Origin of the sequence: Streptomyces sp. Root431 (assembly GCF_001426585.1) — a bacterium.
Taxonomy (GTDB): Bacteria; Actinomycetota; Actinomycetes; order Streptomycetales; family Streptomycetaceae; genus Streptomyces; species Streptomyces stackebrandtii.
The window spans coordinates 695830-717076 of the sequence record NZ_LMEI01000007.1 but is presented as its reverse complement, the minus strand read 5'-3'; the positions used below and the strand labels follow the sequence as shown (position 1 = coordinate 717076).

23 protein-coding genes and 5 tRNA genes are annotated in these 21247 nt (G+C 70.8%); 10 read left to right on the top strand and 18 right to left on the bottom strand.

Translation table 11 applies throughout. The annotated features are described in order from the left end of the window. Positions 1-78 precede the first annotated feature (78 nt). The gene (rpmB, locus tag ASC82_RS10460; RefSeq protein WP_003957616.1) at positions 79-264 is read left to right on the top strand and encodes a 50S ribosomal protein L28; all 186 of its coding nucleotides are present in this window, start codon (positions 79-81) and stop codon (positions 262-264) included. A 152-nt stretch (positions 265-416) separates the two neighbouring features. Here rpmB and thiD read toward each other — a convergent pair whose 3' ends face one another. Together thiD and ASC82_RS10450 are read right to left on the bottom strand one after the other, a co-directional pair. Beyond that, positions 417-1220 carry a bifunctional hydroxymethylpyrimidine kinase/phosphomethylpyrimidine kinase gene (gene thiD / locus ASC82_RS10455; RefSeq protein WP_056644470.1) on the bottom strand — a complete coding sequence of 268 codons (804 nt, stop codon included), beginning with the start codon at positions 1218-1220 and terminating at the stop codon, positions 417-419. Beyond that, positions 1217-2179, bottom strand: a complete 963-nt coding sequence (locus ASC82_RS10450; RefSeq protein WP_056644467.1) for a thiamine-phosphate kinase — start codon at positions 2177-2179, stop codon at positions 1217-1219. The genes thiD and ASC82_RS10450 overlap by 4 nt, the downstream gene beginning before the upstream one ends. A gap of 233 nt (positions 2180-2412) precedes the next feature. On the opposite strand from ASC82_RS10450, the gene ASC82_RS10445 reads away from it, so the two are divergent. Both ASC82_RS10445 and ASC82_RS10440 read left to right on the top strand, forming a co-directional pair. Continuing rightward, positions 2413-2646, top strand: a complete 234-nt coding sequence (locus ASC82_RS10445; protein ID WP_015036438.1) for an Lrp/AsnC ligand binding domain-containing protein — start codon at positions 2413-2415, stop codon at positions 2644-2646. A 23-nt stretch (positions 2647-2669) separates the two neighbouring features. Continuing rightward, on the top strand, positions 2670-3164 hold the full coding sequence (locus ASC82_RS10440) for a DUF3515 domain-containing protein (RefSeq protein ID WP_056644961.1): 495 nt from the start codon (positions 2670-2672) through the stop codon (positions 3162-3164). Between the two features lie 51 nt (positions 3165-3215). Here the strand turns inward: ASC82_RS10440 and ASC82_RS10435 are convergent, their stop codons facing one another. The 3 genes from ASC82_RS10435 to ASC82_RS10425 all read right to left on the bottom strand — a co-directional run bounded on the left by ASC82_RS10435 (position 3216) and on the right by ASC82_RS10425 (position 6247). After that, positions 3216-4355, bottom strand: coding sequence for a D-alanine--D-alanine ligase family protein (locus ASC82_RS10435; RefSeq protein WP_056644465.1), 1140 nt, complete (start codon positions 4353-4355; stop codon positions 3216-3218). Positions 4356-4487: 132 nt separating this feature from the next. Beyond that, positions 4488-5489, bottom strand: a complete 1002-nt coding sequence (locus tag ASC82_RS10430; protein WP_079039181.1) for an NAD(P)H-dependent glycerol-3-phosphate dehydrogenase — start codon at positions 5487-5489, stop codon at positions 4488-4490. Then, positions 5486-6247: a lysophospholipid acyltransferase family protein gene (locus ASC82_RS10425; RefSeq protein WP_056644461.1), complete on the bottom strand. Its 762-nt coding sequence runs from the start codon at positions 6245-6247 to the stop codon at positions 5486-5488. The genes ASC82_RS10430 and ASC82_RS10425 overlap by 4 nt, the downstream gene beginning before the upstream one ends. Positions 6248-6373: 126 nt before the next feature. Between ASC82_RS10425 and cofC the strand changes: the two genes are divergently transcribed. Together cofC and ASC82_RS10415 are read left to right on the top strand one after the other, a co-directional pair. Continuing rightward, a complete protein-coding gene (cofC, locus tag ASC82_RS10420; RefSeq protein WP_056644459.1) occupies positions 6374-7021 on the top strand; it encodes a 2-phospho-L-lactate guanylyltransferase in 648 nt (215 codons plus the stop codon). A 10-nt stretch (positions 7022-7031) separates the two neighbouring features. After that, a complete protein-coding gene (locus tag ASC82_RS10415) occupies positions 7032-7241 on the top strand; it encodes a hypothetical protein (protein WP_024755919.1) in 210 nt (69 codons plus the stop codon). Between the two features lie 93 nt (positions 7242-7334). Here the strand turns inward: ASC82_RS10415 and ASC82_RS10410 are convergent, their stop codons facing one another. The 4 genes from ASC82_RS10410 to leuC form a co-directional block, all read right to left on the bottom strand. Next, positions 7335-8039 carry an HU family DNA-binding protein gene (locus ASC82_RS10410; RefSeq protein ID WP_056644456.1) on the bottom strand — a complete coding sequence of 235 codons (705 nt, stop codon included), beginning with the start codon at positions 8037-8039 and terminating at the stop codon, positions 7335-7337. A 143-nt stretch (positions 8040-8182) separates the two neighbouring features. Beyond that, entirely contained in the window at positions 8183-8410 is a 228-nt protein-coding gene (locus ASC82_RS10405; RefSeq protein WP_056644453.1) for a hypothetical protein, read from the bottom strand. Positions 8411-8514: 104 nt separating this feature from the next. Then, entirely contained in the window at positions 8515-9108 is a 594-nt protein-coding gene (gene leuD, locus ASC82_RS10400) for a 3-isopropylmalate dehydratase small subunit (protein WP_024755922.1), read from the bottom strand. A gap of 6 nt (positions 9109-9114) precedes the next feature. After that, entirely contained in the window at positions 9115-10539 is a 1425-nt protein-coding gene (leuC, locus tag ASC82_RS10395; RefSeq protein WP_056644450.1) for a 3-isopropylmalate dehydratase large subunit, read from the bottom strand. A gap of 140 nt (positions 10540-10679) precedes the next feature. Between leuC and ndgR the strand changes: the two genes are divergently transcribed. Next, entirely contained in the window at positions 10680-11396 is a 717-nt protein-coding gene (ndgR, locus tag ASC82_RS10390) for an IclR family transcriptional regulator NdgR (RefSeq protein ID WP_017235973.1), read from the top strand. Positions 11397-11540: 144 nt separating this feature from the next. On the opposite strand, the gene ASC82_RS10385 is transcribed toward ndgR, so the two are convergent. From ASC82_RS10385 to ASC82_RS10345, 9 genes are all read right to left on the bottom strand, one after another. Next, a tRNA-Glu gene (locus tag ASC82_RS10385) sits at positions 11541-11613 on the bottom strand. Between the two features lie 41 nt (positions 11614-11654). After that, positions 11655-11726, bottom strand: a tRNA-Gln gene (locus tag ASC82_RS10380). 14 nt (positions 11727-11740) lie between these two features. Further along, a tRNA-Glu gene (locus ASC82_RS10375) sits at positions 11741-11813 on the bottom strand. A gap of 84 nt (positions 11814-11897) precedes the next feature. Beyond that, a tRNA-Glu gene (locus ASC82_RS10370) sits at positions 11898-11970 on the bottom strand. A gap of 42 nt (positions 11971-12012) precedes the next feature. After that, positions 12013-12084, bottom strand: a tRNA-Gln gene (locus tag ASC82_RS10365). Positions 12085-12177: 93 nt separating this feature from the next. Then, positions 12178-12900 carry an HAD family hydrolase gene (locus tag ASC82_RS10360; protein WP_056644447.1) on the bottom strand — a complete coding sequence of 241 codons (723 nt, stop codon included), beginning with the start codon at positions 12898-12900 and terminating at the stop codon, positions 12178-12180. 118 nt (positions 12901-13018) lie between these two features. Continuing rightward, complete coding sequence (gltX, locus tag ASC82_RS10355; RefSeq protein ID WP_056644444.1) at positions 13019-14494, bottom strand: glutamate--tRNA ligase; 1476 nt, start codon at positions 14492-14494, stop codon at positions 13019-13021. Then, on the bottom strand, positions 14487-15272 hold the full coding sequence (locus ASC82_RS10350) for a fumarylacetoacetate hydrolase family protein (RefSeq protein ID WP_024755926.1): 786 nt from the start codon (positions 15270-15272) through the stop codon (positions 14487-14489). Before ASC82_RS10350 ends, gltX begins: the two co-directional genes overlap by 8 nt. Before the next feature lie 91 nt (positions 15273-15363). Continuing rightward, positions 15364-15576, bottom strand: a complete 213-nt coding sequence (locus ASC82_RS10345; protein ID WP_056644441.1) for a hypothetical protein — start codon at positions 15574-15576, stop codon at positions 15364-15366. Between the two features lie 573 nt (positions 15577-16149). Between ASC82_RS10345 and ASC82_RS10340 the strand changes: the two genes are divergently transcribed. The 4 genes from ASC82_RS10340 to ASC82_RS10325 all read left to right on the top strand — a co-directional run. Continuing rightward, positions 16150-19989 carry a nitrate- and nitrite sensing domain-containing protein gene (locus ASC82_RS10340; protein ID WP_056644438.1) on the top strand — a complete coding sequence of 1280 codons (3840 nt, stop codon included), beginning with the start codon at positions 16150-16152 and terminating at the stop codon, positions 19987-19989. Positions 19990-19998: 9 nt separating this feature from the next. Next, positions 19999-20412, top strand: a complete 414-nt coding sequence (locus tag ASC82_RS10335; protein WP_030496942.1) for a roadblock/LC7 domain-containing protein — start codon at positions 19999-20001, stop codon at positions 20410-20412. A 133-nt stretch (positions 20413-20545) separates the two neighbouring features. Next, positions 20546-20950, top strand: a complete 405-nt coding sequence (locus tag ASC82_RS10330; protein ID WP_024756254.1) for a DUF742 domain-containing protein — start codon at positions 20546-20548, stop codon at positions 20948-20950. Beyond that, a partial coding sequence (locus ASC82_RS10325; RefSeq protein ID WP_242427634.1) for an ATP/GTP-binding protein occupies positions 20931-21247 on the top strand: 317 nt, incomplete at its 3' end. The genes ASC82_RS10330 and ASC82_RS10325, both read left to right, overlap by 20 nt.

Below are 21247 nucleotides of genomic sequence, written 5' to 3'. Positions count from 1 at the left end.
TCCCCCGGCAAGCCACTTCAGACTCCTGATTCCGGTGCGCCGGATTTCACTGTAATTCTGAAGTCTTTGGAGTGACCCGTGGCTGCCAACTGCGACGTCTGCGGCAAGGGGCCGGGCTTCGGCAACAACATTTCGCACTCGCACCGCCGTACGTCCCGTCGCTGGAACCCGAACATCCAGCGCGTGCGTGCCGTGGTCGGTCGGACGCCGAAGCGGCTCAACGTCTGCACCTCGTGCATCAAGGCCGGCAAGGTCTCGCGCTAATCGCGACGTTCCGTCGTAGCGCAGCCCCTGCGGTTGCCTTGAGAGGCCGGTTCACCTAGGTGAACCGGCCTCTTGCCGTACCCGGAATCTTTTCGGAGCTCCGGTTCCTTCCCCGCGTGGTCACTTTCCGGCGTGGTTACTTTCCGGCGTGGTTACTTTCCGAACCGCCAGCCGTGGTCGACCGGGCCGATGCCAGAGCCCAGGGCGAAGCCGGCGGCTATGGCCCCGGTCACGTACTCCTTGGCCTGCCGTACCGCCTCCGGCACCGCCAGGCCCTTGGCGAGCCCCGAGGCCACCGCGGACGCGAGCGTGCAGCCCGTGCCGTGGGTGTGGCGGTTGTCGTGCCGGGGTGCGCGCAGCCAGTGCTCCTCGGTGCCGTCGGTGAGCAGGTCCACGGCCTCGGGGAAGCCGCCGGGCAGGTGGCCGCCCTTGATCAGCGCCCAGCGCGGCCCGTACGCGAGGATCGCGTCGGCCGCCCGCCGCATTCCGGTCTCGTCCTCGACCACGAGGCCCGTGAGCTGTGTCACCTCGTCCAGGTTGGGCGTGGCGACGGTCGCGACCGGCAGCAGCTTCGTCCGGACGGATTCGAGGGCCGAGGCCGCGAGCAGCGAGTCCCCGTGCTTGGAGACGCCGACGGGGTCCACGACCACCGGGGCCGGGGTCCCGGCGAGCAGTTCGGCGACCGTCTCGACGAGCCCGGCGGAGGCCAGCATGCCCGTCTTCACGGCCTGGACCCCGATGTCGTCGACGACGGCCCGGTACTGGGCCCGTACGGCCTCCTCGGGCAGCTCCCACGCTCCCTGGACGCCCTGCGAGTTCTGGGCGGTCACGGCGGTGAGCACGCTCATGCCGTGGACGCCGAGCGCGAGCATCGTCTTCAGGTCGGCCTGGATGCCGGCGCCGCCGCCGGAGTCGGATCCGGCGACGGTGAGCACGAGCGGGGGCCGAGCGGTCACTCCGTCTCCCCGAAGTGGTCCCAGCCGCCCGCGCTGTGCCAGGGGGCGCCGTCCACGGTGACCTGCGGCAGCGCCGAGGGGTTCAGGACCTCGCCGATGACCTTCCAGCGGGCGGGGAGCTTCACGTCCGGCGGGAAGGTGGCCACGATGGCGTGGTCCTCTCCCCCGGTGAGCACCCACTGCATGGGGTCGACGCCGACGGCCTGACCGATGTCGTTCATCTGCGTCGGGATGTCGATGAGCCCGGAGCGCAGGTCGATGCGGACCTTGCTGGCCTCGGCGATGTGGCCGAGGTCGGCGATGAGGCCGTCGCTGACGTCGCACATGGCGGTGGCGCCGAGTCCCGCGGCGGCGGGGCCCGCGTGGTACGGCGGCTCGGGCCTGCGGTGGGCCTCGACGAAGGCGCGGGGCGAGCGGAAGCCCCGGGAGAGGACCGCGTAGCCGGCGGCGGACCAGCCGAGCCAGCCGGTGTAGGCGACGACGTCGCCGGGCTGGGCGCCACCCCGGGTCACCGGGTCGTGGTTGCGGAGGTCGCCGAGGGCCGTGATGGCGATGGTGATGGTGTCGCCGCGGACGACGTCGCCGCCGACGACGGCCGCGCCCGCGACCTGACATTCGTCGCGCAGCCCGTCCATCAGTTCGGTGGGCCAGGTGACGGGCAGTTCCGCCGGGACGACGAGGCCGAGGAGGAGCGCGGTGGGGACCGCGCCCATGGCGGCGATGTCGGCGAGGTTCTGCGCGGCGGCCTTGCGGCCGACGTCGTACGCCGTCGACCAGTCGCGGCGGAAGTGACGTCCTTCGAGGAGGATGTCCGTGCTGGCCACCACGCGCCGGTCGGGTGCGGAGACGACCGCGGCGTCGTCGCCGGGCCCGATCCGTACCGCCGGGGTGGAGGTGAGCCGGGACGTGAGCTCTCTGATGAGCCCGAACTCGCCCAGTTCTCCGACTGTGCCCTTCACCGCGCCTCACCTCGTGTCTTCGTGCCGGCCGGCGGGCGGAGGCGCGTCTGGGCGCGCCGCGGGTCGCGGGCCGTCACCGTGCTGGGTACCGTCAAGTAGACCGTCAACTTCTGTCGTGCGTACGCCACCACGCGAGTGCCCCGGGACGCGCGGGTCTCCCCGTGGCCCGCGGCGACGCGGTACCGTGGCGTCCCTTTCTCCCACAAGATCCTCGTGGTCGCCCTGGAGGTTCCGTGGTTCAGGCGTACATCCTTATTCAGACCGAGGTGGGCAAGGCGTCGACCGTCGCCGACACCATCTCCAAGATCCCGGGGGTGCTCCAGGCCGAAGACGTGACCGGTCCCTACGACGTGATCGTGCGCGCGCAGGCGGACACGGTCGACGAACTGGGTCGCATGGTGGTCGCCAAGGTCCAGCAAGTGGACGGCATCACGCGTACCCTCACCTGCCCGGTCGTTCATCTGTAGCCCCCGTCTACGCTTGGCCGGTGATCTCATCCCACCGGCCCTTCGGCCTGCCCGCCGCCGTCACGGCAGCCGTCCTGATGCTGGCCGCCACCGGCTGCTCCCGGACGGACGCCGGGGCGTCCGTGGCGGTTCCCCGCCCCCCGGCGGCGGAGGCGGCCCTCTGCCAGGCGTTGGAGAAGGAGCTGCCGGACACCGTGGCGGGGCTTGAGCGGAGCGATCCGGAACCGGACTCCGAGCTGACCGCCGGGTGGGGTGACGGTGCGATCGTACTGCGCTGCGGGGTCCCCCGGCCCGAAAAGATGAGCGATCCCAAGTCTCAGGCCGTCGAGGCGAACGGCGTGAACTGGATGCTGGAGCGGCCGGAGGGCAGCGGGCCCCGTTTCACCTCGGTGTACCGGAAGACGTACGTCGAGGTGGCGCTCGACGAGCGGTTCACGCACGACGCGACGCCGCTCGCGGACCTCGCCGCCTCCGTGGCGCGGACCATCCCCTGCGGCATCGATCCGGAGTGCGTCTAGGCGCACTCCGGATCTCGCGGTCCGCCGTCCGGGCCGGTCCGCCCGGTCCGGCTAGCGCAGGCCCGTGGAGCGGGTCAGCGCGGCCTGGATCAGCCGGTCGACGAGCTCGGGGTAGCTCACGCCGCTCTCCTGCCACATGCGCGGGTACATGGAGATGGGGGTGAAGCCGGGCATCGTGTTGACCTCGTTGATGACGAAGTCGCCGTCCTCGGTGAGGAAGAAGTCGGCGCGGACCAGACCCTCGCAGGAGATCGCCTCGTAGGCCGCGACGGCCAGGCGCTGGATCTCGGCGGTCGCCTCGTCGCCGATCGGCGCGGGCACGATGCCGGAGGCCGAGTCGATGTACTTGGCCTCGAAGTCGTAGAAGTCGTGGTCGGTGACCGGCGGGATCTCGGCCGGCACGCTGGCGCGCGGGCCGTCCTCGAACTCCAGGACGCCGCACTCGATCTCACGGCCGCGCAGGAGCGACTCGACGAGGATCTTGGGGTCGTGGCGGCGGGCCTCCTCGATGGCCTCGTCCAGGCCCGAGAGGTCGTCGACCTTGGTGATGCCCATGGACGAGCCGCCGCGGGCCGGCTTCACGAAGAGCGGCCAGCCGTGCTCGGCGGCGAACTCGACGATCTTCTTGCGGGCGGCGGCCGGGTTCTGCTCCCACTCGCGCGGGCGGATGACCTCGTACGGGCCGACGGGGAGGCCGAAGGAGACGAAGACGCGCTTCATGTACTCCTTGTCCTGGCCGACGGCGGAGGCGAGGACGCCCGCGCCGACGTAGGGGACTCCGGAGAGCTCCAGGAGGCCCTGGAGGGTGCCGTCCTCGCCGTACGGGCCGTGGAGCATCGGGAAGACCACGTCGACCTCGCCGAGGGCGCGCGGGACGGCGCCGGGCTCGGTGAGGACGACCTCGCGGTTGGCGGGGTCGACGGAGAGGACGACACCGCCCTCCTCGGAATCGGCCAGGTCGGCGACGTTCGGCAGGGCGCGGTCGGCGATGGCCATGCGCTCGGGGGCGTCGGCGGTGAGCGCCCAGCGCCCGTCCGTCGTGATGCCGATGGGCAGCACGTCGTACTTGTCCCGGTCGATGGCGCTCAGGACGGCGCCCGCCGTGACGACGGAGATGGCGTGCTCGGAGCTGCGACCGCCGAAGACGACGGCCACGCGCGGCTTGCGGGGGCTCTGGGTGTTCTCGCTCATATCGCGATGAGCGTACCTTGCGACTCCCGAACGGCTGAGCGCCCCGCTCCCCCCGCGCGCGTCCGGCGCAGCGGTCGTGCCGCCGCGCCCGGCGCGTGCGTCACGCGTCGGTGCACGGGCGGCACTCGTCCGTCAGCGGCGCTCGGACTTCGCGCTGCGGGACATCAGCTCCTTGAGGGCGACGACCGGCGGCTTGCCCTCGTGGACGATCGAGACGACCGTCTCGGTGATCGGCATGTCGACGCCGTGGCGGCGGGCCAGATCGAGCACGGACTCGCAGGACTTGACGCCCTCGGCGGTCTGCTTGGTGGCCGCGATGGTCTCCTGGAGGGTCATCCCGCGGCCCAGGTTGGTGCCGAAGGTGTTGTTCCGGGAGAGCGGCGAGGAGCAGGTGGCGACCAGGTCGCCGAGGCCCGCGAGGCCGGAGAAGGTGAGCGGGTCGGCGCCCATGGCGAGGCCGAGGCGGGTGGTCTCGGCGAGGCCGCGGGTGATGAGCGTGGCCTTCGAGTTGTCGCCGAGTCCCATGCCGTTGGCGATGCCGACGGCGAGCCCGATGACGTTCTTGACCGCGCCGCCGAGCTCGCAGCCGACGACGTCGGTGTGCGTGTACGGGCGGAAGTACGGGGTCATACAGGCCGCCTGGAACCGCTGCGCGACCGACTCGTCGACACAGGCGACGACGGCGGCGGCGGGCTGCCGGGAGGCGATCTCCAGGGCCAGGTTGGGTCCGGTGAGGACGGCCACGCGCTCGGCGGGCACGTCCGCGACCTCCATGACGACCTCGCTCATCCGCTCGGCGGTGCCGAGTTCGACGCCCTTCATGAGGGAGACGAGGACGGTGTCGGGGGCGAGCAGCGGCTTCCAGGCGGCGAGGTTGCCGCGCAGGGTCTGCGAGGGGACGACGAGGACGGTGAAGTCGGCGTCGTGGGCGGCCTCTGCGGGGTCCGCGGTGGCCGTGATGGCCCGCGGGAGTTCGATGCCCGGGAGGTAGTCGGGGTTGACCCGGGTGGCGTTGATCTCCTTCGCGAGCTCCGCGCGGCGGCCCCAGAGGCTCACCTCGCAGCCCGCGTCGGCGAGCACCATCGCGAAGGCGGTGCCCCAGGATCCGTTGCCGAAGACGGCTGCCTTGGTCACTTGGTGCCCTCCTCGGCGGCCTTGGCCGCCTTGCGCCGCTGTTCCAGGCGCGCCTTGCGGTGGTCGTACGGTTCGGCGGGCGCCTTCTCGCCGCGGATCTCCTCCAGGAGGGCGGTGATGGCGGCCATGATGACCTCGGTGGCCTCGCGGAGCACCTCGGGCGTCGGCTCCAGGCCGTCGAAGCGGGAGAGGTCGACCGGCGGACCGGCCTGCACGGTCAGCGTCTTGCGGGGGAAGAGGCTGAGCTTCTTCTCCTTGGCGTACGGCGGCATCGCGAGGTTGGCGCCCCACTGGGCCACCGGGATGACCGGGACCTTCGTGAGGAGCGCGACGCGGGCGGCGCCGGTCTTGCCGGCCATGGGCCACATGTCGGGGTCCCGGGTCAGGGTGCCCTCGGGGTAGAAGGCGACGCACTCGCCGCGCTCGATGGCGTCGACGGCGGCGCGGAAGGCGTCCAGCGCGTTGGTGGTCTCGCGGTAGACGGGGATCTGTCCGGTGTTGCGCAGCATCATGCCGACGAAGGGGCTCTTGAAGAGGCCCGCCTTGGCGAGGAGGCGCGGCACACGGCCGGTGTTGTACTGGTAGTGCGCGTAGGACAGCGGGTCCAGGTAGGAGTTGTGGTTGACCACGGTGATGAATCCGCCGTCGGCCGGAATGTGCTCCATACCGCGCCAGTCCCGCTTGAACAGAACCACCAGGGGGGGTTTGGCGATGACCGCCGCGAGGCGGTACCAGAAGCCGATTCTGCGGCGGGGCACTCGGACACCTTTCTCCGGGACTGGCTGGCAGGGGGTCAAGTGTCGCCCCATGCTCCTGGTCTGTCGAGGACACGGTACGCCCCGGGGCCCCCGCCGGGCCGCGCGGGCGGGACAGAATGGGCCCCGATGAACAGCGACGCTGAAGACGGCTGGCACCTGGTCGTCCCCCTGAAACCCCTTGCCCTGGCGAAGAGCAGACTGGCCGCGGCGACGGGAGCCCTGCTGCGCCCCCGGCTCGCCCTCGCGTTCGCCGAGGACACCGTGGGGGCCGTGCTGAACTGCGCGCGCGTACGGGATGTGGTGGTCGTCACGGACGATCCGACGGCCGGTGCGGCGCTCGCGGCGCTGGGGGCGCGAATCGTGCCGGACGCCCCGGCGGCGGGGCTCAACGCGGCGCTGGCACACGGGGTCGGTGCGATACGGGAGCGGCGGCCGCGGGCGCGGGTGGCGGCGCTCAACGCGGATCTTCCGGCGCTGCGGACCACGGAGCTGGCCCGGGTCCTGGACACCGCCCGGAAATTTCCGAGGGCTTTTCTCGCGGATGCCGCCGAAATAGGTACGACATTCCTCTCGGCGGGTCCGGGGGTGGAATTGGAACCGGCATTCGGGGGGCCGTCGAGGCTGCGGCATTTGTCGTCGGGCGCGGTGGAAATCCGGCTGACCGGGGTGGATTCCGTACGCCGGGACGTGGACACCGGCGAGGATCTGGCGGAGGCCAGGGCGCTGGGGCTCGGCCCGCGGACGGCCGCCCGGTGGCTGCCGGCGGCCGGATAGGCTGCGGTCCATGCAGGCGACCGCGTTCACGTACGACTCCGAGACCCGCAGCGGAAGTGTGCTGCTCGACGACGGCACCCCGGTGGACTTCGGGGCGGAGGCCTTCGACGCGGGCGGGCTGCGGCTGCTGCGGCCGGGCCAGCGGGTGCGGATCGAGGCGGAGCCGGGGACGTCCGGGGCCGGCCTGCGGATCACCCTGGTGACGCTCCAGACCTTCTGACCCTCCCGGCCGACTCCCCCGGGCCCTCCGCGGACGCGCCGCGGGCCGGGCTCCTTGGTGGGGAGCCCGGCCCGGCGGGTGGTACCGCTCGTCCTACTTCTTGGCGGCGGCCTTCTTGGCGGTCGTCTTGCGCGCCGTGGTCTTCTTCGCGGGCGCCTTCGTCGCCGTGGCCTTCTTCGCGGCCGGCGCGGTCTTCTTGGCCGTGGTCTTGACGGCCTTCTTGGCCGCGGCCGTGGTGGTCTTCTTCGCGGCGGCGGTCGTGGTCTTCTTCGCCGCCGTCGAGGCCTTCTTCGCCGCGACGGTGGTCTTCTTCGCCGCCGCGGTGGTGGTCTTCTTGGCCGGGGTCGCCTTCTTCGCGGCGGCCGTCGTGGCCTTCTTCGCCGGGGTCGCCTTCTTCGCGGCGGCCTTCTTGGCGGTGGTGGCCTTCTTGGCCGCGGCCTTCTTCACGGTCGCGGAGGCGCCACCGGTGAGGCTGCCCTTGGGGGCCTTCTTGACGGAGACCTCACCGCCCTTGGGGAGCTTCTTCGAGCCGCTGACCAGGTCCTTGAAGCCCTGACCCGCGCGGAAGCGCGGAACCGAGGTCTTCTTGACCCGGACGCGCTCGCCCGTCTGCGGGTTGCGGGCGTAGCGGGCCGGACGGTCGACCTTCTCGAACGAGCCGAAGCCCGTGACCGAGACCCGGTCGCCACCGACCACGGCACGCACGATGGCGTCGAGCACGTGGTCGACGGCTTCGGCGGCCTGCTGGCGACCGCCCATCTTGTCGGCAATCGCTTCTACGAGCTGCGCCTTGTTCACGTCTTCCCCTTCGGAGACATTGCCAGAACGAAAGTGTTCAAGCTTTTTCGCACGTTAGGCATGTATATACCGCAAATCAAACACGAAACGGGCTAATCACCCTAGTGCCGCAACGCGAAAGACCCGCTGCGGAGTTCCTGGTGTCAGTCGTCCTCTGGGAATCGGCCCTCGTCGAGGTCCTTCATCAACCGGTCCAGACGCACTGCCGCGTCCTTGAGATCGTGCTTCGCCGCGGCCGTCACGACCAGCAGCTTCCGGGACAGCGCCATCCTTACGCCCTCCGGGACTTGCAGTGAGCGCACTCTTGTGTGCGCTTCCTTCAATCGGGCGGCGACTGACTCGTAGAGCTCGAGTTGGCTGTCGCGTTCCATGCACCGATTGTGCCATCTAGGGCGAGTTGTCGCCCGACAGGGTCCCAACAAGCGACTGCGCCCCCCACCGGGCGGTGGGGGGCGCAGTCTTGGAAAAGCGCTGCTCAGACCGTAATTGTACGGGGCTTATGGGCCGGTCGTGCCGCCTCGTAGGCCGCGATGTCGGCTTCGTTCTGAAGGGTGAGGCTGATGTCGTCGAGTCCGTTCAGCAGCCGCCAGCGGGCGTTCTCGTCGAGCTCGAAGTCCGCGTCGATCCCGGCGGCCAGGACCTTGCGCTGCTCCAGGTCGACGGTGATCTCGGCGGTCGGGTCGGCCTCGGTCAGCTCCCAGAGGGCGTCCACCGTCTCCTGCGGCAGGACGACGGTGAGCAGGCCGTTCTTCAGCGAGTTGCCGCGGAAGATGTCGGCGAAGCGGGCCGAGATGACCGTCTGGAAGCCGTAGTTCTGGAGCGCCCAGACGGCGTGCTCACGGGAGGAGCCGGTGCCGAAGTCGGGGCCGGCGACCAGGACCGAGGCACCCTGCCGCTCCGGGCGGTTGAGCACGAACTGCTCGTCCTTGCGCCAGGCCTCGAAGAGCCCGTCCTCGAAGCCGTCGCGGGTGACCTTCTTGAGCCAGTGCGCCGGGATGATCTGATCGGTGTCGACGTTGCTGCGGCGCAGCGGGACGGCCCGGCCGGTGTGCGTGGTGAAAGCTTCCATGGTTCCTCAGACCCCCGCGGTGGTGGCGACGTCGGACAGATCGGCCGGGGAGGCCAGATGGCCCAGGACGGCGGTGGCGGCGGCGACCTGGGGAGAGACCAGGTGGGTCCGGCCGCCCTTGCCCTGCCGGCCCTCGAAGTTGCGGTTGGAGGTGGACGCGGAGCGCTCACCGGGAGCCAGTTGGTCGGGGTTCATGCCCAGACACATCGAGCAGCCCGCGTGCCGCCATTCGGCGCCGGCCTCCTTGAAGACCTTGTCCAGGCCCTCCTCGACGGCCTGCAGGGCGACCCGGACGGAGCCGGGGACGACCAGCATGCGGACGCCGTCGGCGACCTTGCGGCCGTCCAGCAGACCGGCGGCGTTGCGCAGGTCCTCGATGCGGCCGTTGGTGCAGGAGCCTACGAAGACGGTGTCGACCTTGATGTCGCGCAGCGGCTGTCCGGCGGTCAACCCCATGTACTCCAGGGCCTTTTCGGCGGCGAGGCGCTCCGAAGCGTCTTCGTACGAAGCCGGGTCGGGGACGTTCGCCGAAAGCGGCGCGCCCTGGCCGGGGTTGGTGCCCCAGGTGACGAACGGCGCCAGCGAGGCGGCGTCGATGACGACCTCGGCGTCGAAGACGGCGTCCTCGTCGGACTTCAGCGTCTTCCAGTACGCGACGGCGGCGTCCCAGTCCTCGCCCTCGGGGGCGTGGGCACGGCCCTCCAGGTAGGCGAAGGTGGTCTCGTCGGGGGCGATCATGCCCGCGCGGGCGCCGGCCTCGATCGACATGTTGCAGATCGTCATCCGGGCCTCCATCGAGAGCTTCTCGATGGCGGAGCCGCGGTACTCCAGGATGTAGCCCTGGCCGCCGCCGGTGCCGATCTTGGCGATGATCGCCAGGATCAGGTCCTTGGCGGTGACGTCCTCGGGCAGTTCGCCGTCGACCGTGATCGCCATGGTCTTCGGGCGGGCCAGCGGCAGCGTCTGGGTGGCGAGCACGTGCTCGACCTGGCTGGTGCCGATGCCGAACGCCAGCGCGCCGAAGGCGCCGTGCGTGGAGGTGTGCGAGTCGCCGCAGACCACGGTGGTGCCCGGCTGGGTCAGGCCCAGCTGCGGTCCGACGACGTGGACGACGCCCTGCTCGACGTCGCCCAGCGGGTGCAGCCGGACGCCGAACTCGGCGCAGTTCTTCCGCAGGGTCTCCAGCTGTGCGCGGGAGACGGGGTCCGCGATGGGCTTGTCGATGTCGAGGGTCGGGGTGTTGTGGTCCTCGGTGGCGATGGTGAGGTCGAGGCGCCGCACCTGCCGGCCGTTCTGGCGCAGGCCGTCGAAGGCCTGGGGGCTGGTCACCTCGTGCAGCAGGTGCAGATCGATGAAGAGGAGGTCGGGCTCGCCCTCGGCGCGCCGGACGACATGGTCGTCCCAGACCTTCTCCGCGAGTGTCCTACCCATCGCTTTCCCTCCGGCCGACGTCTACGCCGGCACAACTAGAGACCCGTTTCGCGGGCCGTTGTGCGGCCGCTTCTCCAGAGTGCCAAGGTCCTCGGAAAATTGAACTTGCGTTTCACAGAGTGAGACGCGAATATCGTTGCATGGACAACTCTAGCGGCGTAGGCGTTCTCGACAAGGCAGCCCTTGTCCTGAGCGCCCTGGAGTCCGGTCCGGCCACCCTCGCAGGACTGGTCGCGGCGACGGGACTCGCACGACCCACGGCACATCGTCTCGCCGTGGCACTGGAACACCACCGGATGGTGGCGCGTGACATGCAGGGCCGGTTCATCCTCGGACCGCGCCTCTCGGAGCTCGCGGCCGCGGCCGGCGAGGACCGTCTGCTCGCGACCGCCGGCCCCGTGCTGACGCATCTGCGCGACGTCACCGGCGAGAGCGCGCAGCTCTACCGCCGGCAGGGCGACATGCGCATCTGCGTGGCGGCCGCCGAGCGGCTCTCGGGCCTCCGGGACACCGTCCCGGTCGGCTCGACGCTGACGATGAAGGCCGGGTCCTCCGCGCAGATCCTGATGGCCTGGGAGGAGCCCGAGCGGCTGCACCGCGGCCTCCAGGGCGCCCGCTTCACGGCGACGGCCCTGTCGGGCGTACGGCGCCGCGGCTGGGCCCAGTCGATCGGTGAGCGGGAGCCGGGCGTCGCGTCCGTCTCCGCGCCCGTACGCGGCCCTTCGAACCGCGTCGTGGCCGCCGTGTCGGTCTCGGGTCCGATCGAGCGTCTGACGCGCCACCCGGGCCGTATGCACGCCCAGGCGGTCATCGACGCCGCGGCCCGTCTCTCCGAGGCGCTCCGCCGCAACGGCTGACGCCGTCCGTCCTTCCGTCCGTCCCCCGGCCCACCGCTTCAACGCCGCAGCGGTGGGCCGGAGTTGTACCCGCTTCTCGTCCACGCCCGCCGTACGCGAACAGCGAAGAAGCCCTCCCCCGAAGGGAAGGGCTTCTTCGTCTCGTACCCCCGACCGGATTCGAACCGGCGCTACCGCCTTGAGAGGGCGGCGTGCTAGGCCGCTACACAACGGGGGCCTTTGCGGATCAGATCCGCGGGTGCAGATGAGCTCTGCGAGCTGGCCTACCTGGACTCGAACCAAGAATGACGGTACCAGAAACCGTAGTGTTGCCAATTACACCATAGGCCATGGTGGTTACACCGTACCCCCGACCGGATTCGAACCGGCGCTACCGCCTTGAGAGGGCGGCGTGCTAGGCCGCTACACAACGGGGGCCCTAGCGATCCCACCCGGCATGAGCCGGGTGATGTCACCGCGGATTCACCGGGAGCTACCCAAGTGGTCCGCAGGATGGATCTGTACCCCCGACCGGATTCGAACCGGCGCTACCGCCTTGAGAGGGCGGCGTGCTAGGCCGCTACACAACGGGGGCTTTGTGGATGCCATCCACGAGTTGCAGATAAAGCTCTGCGAGCTGGCCTACCTGGACTCGAACCAAGACTAACGGAACCAGAAACCGTCGTGCTGCCAATTACACCATAGGCCACCGGGGCAACGTCCCCACCAGGGAGGACCTTACTCGGCTTGCGCTTTCCGGGTTCTTGCCTTTCGGCTTGTTCCCCTCGGCGCAGAAAGAACATTACCCGAAGGTGGACGGTGCTCCAAAACGGGTATCCCCGCGGAGCAGGGCGGGGAGCTGGCGGAGGTCCGTGATCCGCTGCAGCTCGGGCCTGCCGCCCGTGTCCGCGCGGTCCAGCCAGATGCCCAGGAGCCCCGCCTCGACCGCGCCGCGCGCGTCGATGTCGGGCTGGTCCCCGACGTACGCGATCTCCTCGGGGGCCAGGCCGAGGGCCGTACAGGCGGCGTGGAAGGCCTCGGGGGCGGGCTTGGCGACACCGAGCTCGGCGGCGCAGAGGACGGCCTCGAAACGGTCGCGTACGCCCAGGGCGCGGAGCTTGGGTTCCTGGGCGTGGATGCTGGAGTTCGAGAGGACCGCGTGCCGGTAGTCGTCGGCGAGCAGGTCGAGGACGGGCAGCGCGTCGGGGAAGAGCTCCCAGGCGGCCTGGTAGTGGACGACGTACCGGTCGAACCAGTCGTCGGCCCCGGCGGAGGTGAGCTCCGGCTCGCCGAGGAAGTCCCGGACGCGGGCCCGCCGCTGGTCCTGGAAGTCGCCGCCCTCGATCTCGAAGCGGCGCCAGTGCAGCTCCGTGAGCTCCTCCCAGCGCGCGAGGGCCTGGTCGACGGAGCCGAATCCGTCGAGGAGGCCCTCGGCCGTCAGGTGGGCGCTCATGCCGGCGCGGTCGGCGGTCGCGTAGTCGAAGATCGTGTCGTCCACGTCCCACAGGACGGCGCGGATGCTCATGCATCGACCGTACCGCCGCGTCCCCGTCCCGCGCGGGTGTTTTCGTCCCGGCCGGGAACGCCCTGGGGGCGGCGACCGGAGTTCCGGTCGCCGCCCCCAGGGACGGAAGTGGCGTCGCTCAGCCGGCGAGCTTCGCCAGCGCGGCGTCGATGCGCGCCAGGGACTTCTCCTTGCCCAGGATCTCCAGGGACTCGAAGAGGGGAAGGCCGACCGTGCGGCCGGTGACGGCGACGCGGACGGGGGCCTGGGCCTTGCCGAGCTTGAGGCCGTGGGCCTCGCCGGCGGTCAGGACCGCGTTCTTGAGGGACTCGGGGTCGCTCCAGTCGGCGTCGACGAGCTTCTCGCGGGCCGTCGTGAGCAGCGCGGCCGGCTCGCCCTTCATCGCCTTGTCCCACGAGGGCTGGTCGAAGACCGGCTCCGGGAGGAAGAGGAAGTCGACGTTGGCCGTGATGTCCGAGAGGACGGTGATGCGGGTCTGGGCGTGCGGCGCGATGGCCTCCCAGGCGGCGCGGTCGAAGTCCTCGGGCGCCCAGTTGGCGTGCGGGGCCCGGAGCCAGGGCTCGCAGGCCTCGGCGAAGGTCTTCACGTCCAGCATGCGGATGTGGTCGGCGTTGATCGACTCGGCCTTCTTGAGGTCGAAGCGCGCCGGGTTGGCGTTGACGTCGGCGATGTCGAACTTCGACACCATCTGCTCGATGGTGAAGATGTCCTGGTCCGCCGAGAAGGACCAGCCCAGGAGGGACAGGTAGTTCAGCAGGCCCTCGCGGAGGAAGCCGCGCTCCCGGTAGAGGTTGAGGGAGGCCTCCGGGTCGCGCTTGGAGAGCTTCTTGTTGCCCTCGCCCATGACGTACGGCAGGTGGCCGAAGGCGGGGATCTCCTTGGCGACGCCCAGCTCGATCAGCGCCTTGTAGAGCGCGATCTGGCGCGGGGTGGAGGAGAGCAGGTCCTCGCCGCGCAGGACGTGGGTGATCTCCATCAGGGCGTCGTCGACCGGGTTGACCAGGGTGTACAGCGGGGCGCCGTTGGCGCGCACGATGCCGTAGTCCGGGACGTTGTCCGGGGTGAAGGTGAGCTCGCCGCGGACGAGGTCGGTGAAGGTGATGGGCGCGTCGGGCATCCGGAAGCGGACGATCGAGGTGCGGCCCTCGGCCTCGTAGGCGGCCTTCTGCTCGGCGGTGAGGTCGCGGCAGTGGCCGTCGTAGCCGGAGGGGCGGCCGGCGGCGCGGGCGGCGTCGCGGCGCTCGTCGAGCTCCTCGGTGGTGCAGTAGCAGTGGTACGCGTAGCCGCCGGCGAGCAGCTTCTCGGCGACGTCCTTGTAGATGTCCATCCGCTGCGACTGGCGGTACGGGGCGTGCGGGCCACCGACCTCCGGGCCCTCGTCCCAGTCGAGGCCGAGCCACTTCAGGGAGTCGAGCAGCTGGTTGTACGACTCCTCGGAGTCGCGCGCAGCGTCGGTGTCCTCGATGCGGAAGACCATGGTGCCCTCGTTGTGCCGGGCGAAGGCCCAGTTGAAGAGAGCGGTGCGGACCAGGCCCACGTGGGGGTTGCCGGTCGGCGAGGGACAGAAACGGACGCGGATGTTCGCGTTAGCCACGCTTGATCACCTTATTGGTGAGAGTGCCGATGCCTTCGATGGTGACGGCGACCTCGTCGCCGACGTTGAGGGGGCCGACCCCGGCGGGGGTGCCGGTGAGGATGACGTCGCCGGGGAGCAGCGTCATGGCCTCGGTGATGTGGACGACCAGGTCCTCGATGGAGCGGATCATGTCGCTCGTCCGACCCAGCTGGCGCTGTTCGCCGTTGACCGTGGCCTGGATGGTCAGGTCGCTCGGGTCGAGGTCGGTCTCCACCCAGGGGCCCAGGGGGCAGGAGGTGTCGAAGCCCTTGGCGCGGGCCCACTGCTTCTCGCGCTGCTGGGCGTCGCGGGCGGTGACGTCATTGGCGCAGGTGTAGCCGAAGATGACGTCCTTCACACGCTCGCGGGGCACCTCGCGGCACATGCGGCCGATGACCACGGCCAGCTCGGCCTCGTGGTGCAGCTCGTTGGAGAAGGAGGGGTACTCGATGGCGTCGCCGGAGCCGATCACCGAGGTGGTGGGCTTGAAGAAGGCGACGGGGACGTCGGGGACCTCGTTGCCGAGTTCGGCGGCGTGCTCCGCGTAGTTGCGGCCGATGGCCACGACCTTGTTGGGGAGCACGGGCGGCAGGAGCCGTACCTTGCTGAGCGGGACCTTGGTGCCGCTGAGCTCGAAGTCGGTGTACGGGATGCCCTTGATGATGTCGAGGACGAGGCCGCCGGATTCGACGGTTCCCTCGCCCTCGACGGCGCCGAAGGCCACATTGCCGTCGATGGAGAATCTGGCGATGCGCACGAGTGCTGTCGCCCCTCACTTGGTACTGGCTGGAGTCTGACGCTCCAGGCTAACGCGGCGAGGGGGCGGCCGACCGGCGGTGTCGGCGGTGTCAGCGGGAGGCGGAGGCGTACGGGGCCGGCTCGTAGGGGGCGGGGGCGGTCATCAGGACCGTGCGGCGCGGGTTGGCCGTCTGCCCGGGGAGTTCGGTGGCGTATTCCGGCAGGAAGGCCCGGCCGAGCTGCGCGGCGTCCTCGAGGTGGGCGAGGGTGGAGCGGCGCGGGTTGGCCGTGGTGCGGAGCGTCGCGGTCTTCGTGGCGTTCATGGCGGTGTTCAGACCCTGTCCCGGGAGGGGCGCCCTTGCGGGCGCGCGAGCATCATGTAAAGCGTCAGGCTAAACATGCGATTCCCTTCGAATGCATGGCTAAGACATCGATCATCGTGTGAGTTTGCTCACCAATCACTCCACATTCCGGGCATTACGGACCGCCATGAGCCGTCACGGAAACGGGCATTCCGGCACTGAATGCTCTATTCCGCTCCTGATCATCGCGACTGGGACACACGGGTACGCGGAGACATTGGAGAGGAAAAGTCCGAATCCTCCGTGATCATCTTCTACATGGGGTGACACGCCGAGTACGGGTTGTCATCCCCCTCCCGGTGCGACACGGGGCCCTTGTTGGAGATCCGGCACTGTGCTGGAATTCCACGCACCGTCGCGGGTTTCAAGCCGGCGCGCAGGGGGCGCAACGCAGCGCCGGTTCCGAGTGGCGGGGAAGGGGGAACTGCGCCGGTCACCGACGACCACCATGGGGCGCATCCTGCGTCCCCACGACGCCGACACCGTCCTCTCCGTTCACCCGGAAGGACGCCTGGTCCAGAGGTTGCGACGCTAGTGCAGGGACGTTTCAAGAGGGATGGCTCGGGGTCTCCCCAGGCCCGTCAGGGCCGAGCCGAAGCTCCGGCGGAGCAGGAACCGCGTGCCGGGACCGACCGCGGTCCCTCGGCCTCGCACACCCCCAACCAGGGTCAGGGACCGTCGGGCGACGGCGGTGACGGCAGGCGCGCGAGCGCCGGGGCCGCACCGGCCGAGCCCGCCGCGACTCCCCCCAAGACCAGGTCCGAGAACGAGGTCGGGCCGCGAATAGCCCTGCGCAACTGGCGCATCTCCACGCGTCTGGTCGCCCTCCTGACCCTGCCCGTGGTCGCGGCCACCTCCCTGGGCGGCATCCGCATCAGCGAGTCGCTCCAGGACATCGAGCAGCTCGACCACATGCAGCTGCTGACCAAGCTGACGCGTGAGGCGACCGGCCTCGCGCAGGCCCTCCAGGCCGAGCGTGACCTCTCCGCCGGCCCGTTGGCCAACGGCAGGCCCATCAGCGACTACCAGATCGCGACTCCGCGGAAGAAGACGGACCGCGAGTACAAGGACTTCCTCGACGCCACCAACGAGATCCCGAACGCCGAGAACGACGACGCGCTGCGGAGCATCCGCCAGAACGTCAACCAGATCGCCTCTCAGGTCATCGGGCTCCACACCATCCGTGGCAACGCCTACGAGACGGGCGTCTCCCACTCGGTGACGGTCGAGGCGTACAGCCGTCTCATCCGTTCGCTGCTCAGCCTGTCCCAGGACATGGCGCAGGCGACCAGCAACCCCGAGATGATCAAGCGGACCCGGGCGCTCGCCGCCTTCTCGTCCGCCAAGGAGTACGCCTCCATCCAGCAGGCGATCATCGCCGGCGCGCTCCCCCCGAGCGACAAGACCAAGGGTCGGATCCAGCAGGGCGACCGCCTCTACGGCGAGGCCGCCTTCAACTCCGAGGGCGTCGAGCTCAAGTCCTTCCGCGCCATCTACGAGAACACCGGCGGCGACGCCGAGGAGCTCACCGCCGTCCTCAACACCGGCGACCCGTCGATCACCTCCGCCGAGAAGTACGCCGAGCGCGTGCTGAAGACGGACGACGCGATGGCCGACACCACCGCGCGCGGTCACCTGAACTTCACCGACGAGTACGGCACCAAGATCACCGCCATGAACCGCATCGAGCTCATCCTGCTCGGTGAGATGGAGACCATGGCGCGTCAGCTGCGGCAGGAGGCCCAGCGCGACGCCGTCATCAACGGTGCCCTGATCCTCCTCGTCCTCGGTGTCTCGCTCATCGGCGCCTTCATCGTGGCCCGGTCCATGATCCGCTCGCTGCGCCGCCTCCAGGACACCGCGACCAAGGTCGCCCAGGACCGGCTGCCCGAGCTCGTCAAGCAGCTCTCCGAGTCGGACCCGCAGGACGTCGACACCTCCGTCGAGTCCGTCGGTGTGCACTCCAGGGACGAGATCGGCCAGGTGGCCGCGGCCTTCGACGACGTGCACCGCGAGGCCGTCCGCCTCGCCGCCGAGCAGGCCCTCCTCCGGGGCAACGTCAACGCGATGTTCACCAACCTCTCGCGCCGTTCCCAGGGCCTCATCCAGCGTCAGCTCTCGCTCATCTCCGAGCTGGAGTCCCGCGAGGCCGACCCGGACCAGCTGTCCTCGCTGTTCAAGCTCGACCACCTCGCGACCCGTATGCGCCGGAACGGCGAGAACCTCCTCGTCCTCGCCGGTGAGGAGCCGGGCCGTCGCTGGACCCGCCCGGTCCCGCTGGTCGACGTGCTCCGCGCCGCCGCCTCCGAGGTGGAGCAGTACGAGCGCATCGAGCTGGCCGCGATCCCGGCGACCGAGGTCGCCGGCCGGGTCGTCAACGACCTCGTGCACCTCCTCGCCGAGCTGCTCGAGAACGCCACCTCGTTCTCCTCGCCGCAGACCAAGGTCCGGGTGACCGGTCACGCGCTGCCCGACGGCCGCGTGCTCGTCGAGATCCACGACACCGGCATCGGCCTCTCCCCCGAGGACCTCGCCGCGATCAACGAGCGGCTCGCCTCGCCGCCCACCGTGGACGTCTCGGTCTCCCGCCGCATGGGTCTGTTCGTGGTCGGCCGCCTGTCCCTGCGACACGGCATCCGGATCCAGCTGCGCCCCTCCGACTCGGGCGGCACCACCGCGCTCGTCATGCTTCCGGTCGACGTCGCCCAGGGCGGCAGGAAGCCGATGCCCAAGCCGGGCGGCGGCCAGGGCGCGATGCCCCCGGGCGCGCAGGCTCCCGGCGGCCGTCTTCCCGGCGGTCCCGGCGCGGCCGGTGGCCCCGGCGGCGGACGCCCCGGCGGTCCCGGCGGTCCGGGCGGTGCCCCCGCGTCGGCGGCGGGCCGGCTCGGTGCCGGCGCCACCCGCGGCCAGGTCGGTACGAGCGCTCCGCGCGCCGCGCTGCCCGGCCGTGACGGCGCCCCGCTCACGGGTGGCCCGCAGCCGTCCCGTACACAGCAGCCGCAGCACGCGCAGCTGGACCAGACCGGGCAGCTGCCGCAGGTCCCCCAGGCTCCGCAGGCGCCCCAGGCCCCGCAGCAGGACCCGCTGCGTCCGGCCCCCGGCGCGGGCGGTCTCATCGGCGGTGCCGCGAGCGCCATCCCGTCCCGTACGGACGTCTGGGGCAACCAGGGCGGCCGGCAGGGCGGACCGGGTGCCCAGCAGCAGGCTCCGCAGGGCGAGCAGCCCGCGTACGGCGCCCCGCGCGCCGAGCTGCCGGGCGGCAACCCGCAGGCGCAGCGCCCGCAGGCCGCGAGCTGGGGCAACGAGCCGGCGCAGCAGCCGGTCCGGCGCCCGCAGCAGGAGATGAGCCCGCTGGACGCCCCGCGCGGTCACGAGGACCCCGAGACGACGGGCCGGTACGCGGCTCCGGCTGCCCCCCAGGGCCCCGGTTCCACGGGCCAGTTCCCGCGTCCCGACTTCGGTGCGCCGCAGCAGGCGCCCCAGGCCCCGCAGATCCAGGCGTACCCGGGCGGTGTGCAGGACCCGGCGTCCACGGCGCAGTTCCCGCGTCCGGACTTCGGCGCGGCGCAGGGCCCCGGTTCCACCGGTCAGTTCGCGCGTCCCGACTTCGGCGCACCGCAGCAGGCGCCCCAGCAGGCCCCGCACGCACAGCAGCAGCAGGGCTACCAGGGCGGCCAGCAGCAGCAGTTCGGTCAGCAGCCGTACGTGCCGCAGGCCCAGCAGGCGCAGCAGGCCCAGCAGGCCCAGCAGCAGCCTCCGGCCCCGCGTCAGCGGACCGGCGGCCCGGACCTCGGCGCCCCGCGCCCCGCGAACGGGCAGCCCGAGCAGCCGCGTCAGCCGCAGCTCCAGCAGCCCCGCCGTCCGGAGGCTCTGCCGCCGGCCCCCGGCGCGGGCGACGGTCGTACCCCGCTGTACGACACGCTGGAGACCAACTGGTTCCACCAGGAGCAGGGTCAGCAGCAGGCCGCGCAGCAGGGTCAGGCCCCGGCCGCCCCGCAGGCGCAGGCCCCGGCCGCTCAGCGTCCGGCCGGAGGCCCGGCCGGTGCCGGTGCCGTCGACGGCCGGCAGAACGGCGGGGCCGCCTGGCGGACCTCGCCCAACGACGAGTTGGTGCGTCAGGCCGAGCGGGTGCGCAAGCCCGCGGCCGGCGGCGTCACCACCTCCGGCCTTCCCCGGCGCGTGCCGAAGGCCAACCTCGTACCCGGGACCGCACAGGAGCAGGCGCACACCGCCGGCCCCCAGGTCTCGCGTGCACCCGACGACGTCCGCGGCAGGCTCACCAATCTGCGCCGCGGCATCCAGCAGGGCCGACAGGCCGGTAACTCGACCACGGGTAACCACCACCTCGGTCCGAACCATCAGCAGGAGCGTTAGTTGAACGCGATGAGCCAGGCGGCGCAGAATCTGAACTGGTTGATCACCAACTTCGTGGACAACACCCCTGGGGTGTCCCACACAGTGGTGGTCTCCGCCGACGGACTCCTGCTGGCCATGTCCGAAGGATTCCCCCGCGACCGCGCCGACCAGCTCGCGGCGGTCGCATCCGGGCTGACCTCGCTGACCGCGGGTGCGTCCCGGATCTTCGAGGGCGGTCCTGTCGCGCAGACCGTGGTGGAGATGGAGCGCGGCTTCCTCTTCCTCATGTCCGTCTCGGACGGCTCCTCGCTGGCCGTGCTCGCACACCCCGAGTGCGACATCGGCCTCGTGGGCTACGAGATGGCGCTGCTGGTCGACCGGGCCGGCAGCGTGCTCACCCCTGATCTCCGCGCGGAGCTCCAGGGCAGCCTGCTCCACTAGCAGACCCCGTCACACCGACAGGGCGGTACGCCCCTCCGTACCGCCCTGGACATGTTCATCGTCCGGCCGCCCCATCCGGCCCCCCACCGGCCCCATCCGACGGCGGAAGTTCGCTGTCACGCCCGGAGGATTCATGACCCCGCCCCCCGCCTCTCACGATCCGTACGGCGCCTCAGTCGACGAGTACGGATACGAGGGCGACCAGCCGCTGGTGCGTCCTTACGCGATGACCGGCGGCCGGACCCGGCCGCGCTACCAGCTCGCCATCGAGGCGCTGGTCAGCACCACGGCCGACCCGGCGCACCTCGCCACCCTGCTGCCGGAGCACCAGCGCATCTGCCACCTGTGCCGTGAGGTCAAGTCGGTGGCCGAGGTGTCGGCGCTGCTCTCGATGCCGCTCGGCGTCGCGCGGATCCTCGTCGCCGACCTGGCAGAGGCCGGCATGGTGGCGATCCACCAGCCGGGCAACGGAGAGACCGGCGGCACGCCGGACGTGACACTGCTCGAAAGGGTGCTCAGTGGACTTCGCAAGCTCTAGCGGCGGTGCCGGCTCTGCCGGCCGGTCGACCACCAGCGCGAAGATCGTCGTGGCGGGCGGCTTCGGCGTGGGCAAGACCACGTTCGTCGGCGCCGTCTCGGAGATCAACCCGCTGCGTACCGAGGCCGTCATGACCTCCGCTTCGGCGGGGATCGACGACCTGACCCACACCGGGGGCAAGACCACCACCACGGTGGCGATGGACTTCGGCCGCATCACCCTGGACCAGGACCTGATCCTGTACCTCTTCGGTACGCCCGGTCAGGACCGCTTCTGGTTCATGTGGGACGACCTGGT

Coding starts and splice junctions, on each gene's coding strand:
- ASC82_RS10360 (WP_056644447.1), bottom strand. CDS start 12,900: ATGAGCATCCGCGCCGTCCTGTGGGACGTGGACGACACGATCTTCGAC.
- ndgR (WP_017235973.1), top strand. CDS start 10,680: ATGGACAACTCTAGCGGCGTAGGCGTTCTCGACAAGGCAGCCCTTGTC.
- cofC (WP_056644459.1), top strand. CDS start 6,374: ATGAACAGCGACGCTGAAGACGGCTGGCACCTGGTCGTCCCCCTGAAA.
- leuC (WP_056644450.1), bottom strand. CDS start 10,539: ATGGGTAGGACACTCGCGGAGAAGGTCTGGGACGACCATGTCGTCCGG.
- ASC82_RS10435 (WP_056644465.1), bottom strand. CDS start 4,355: ATGAGCGAGAACACCCAGAGCCCCCGCAAGCCGCGCGTGGCCGTCGTC.
- ASC82_RS10405 (WP_056644453.1), bottom strand. CDS start 8,410: ATGGAACGCGACAGCCAACTCGAGCTCTACGAGTCAGTCGCCGCCCGA.
- ASC82_RS10345 (WP_056644441.1), bottom strand. CDS start 15,576: ATGAACGCCACGAAGACCGCGACGCTCCGCACCACGGCCAACCCGCGC.
- leuD (WP_024755922.1), bottom strand. CDS start 9,108: ATGGAAGCTTTCACCACGCACACCGGCCGGGCCGTCCCGCTGCGCCGC.
- ASC82_RS10335 (WP_030496942.1), top strand. CDS start 19,999: ATGAGCCAGGCGGCGCAGAATCTGAACTGGTTGATCACCAACTTCGTG.
- ASC82_RS10415 (WP_024755919.1), top strand. CDS start 7,032: ATGCAGGCGACCGCGTTCACGTACGACTCCGAGACCCGCAGCGGAAGT.
- ASC82_RS10330 (WP_024756254.1), top strand. CDS start 20,546: ATGACCCCGCCCCCCGCCTCTCACGATCCGTACGGCGCCTCAGTCGAC.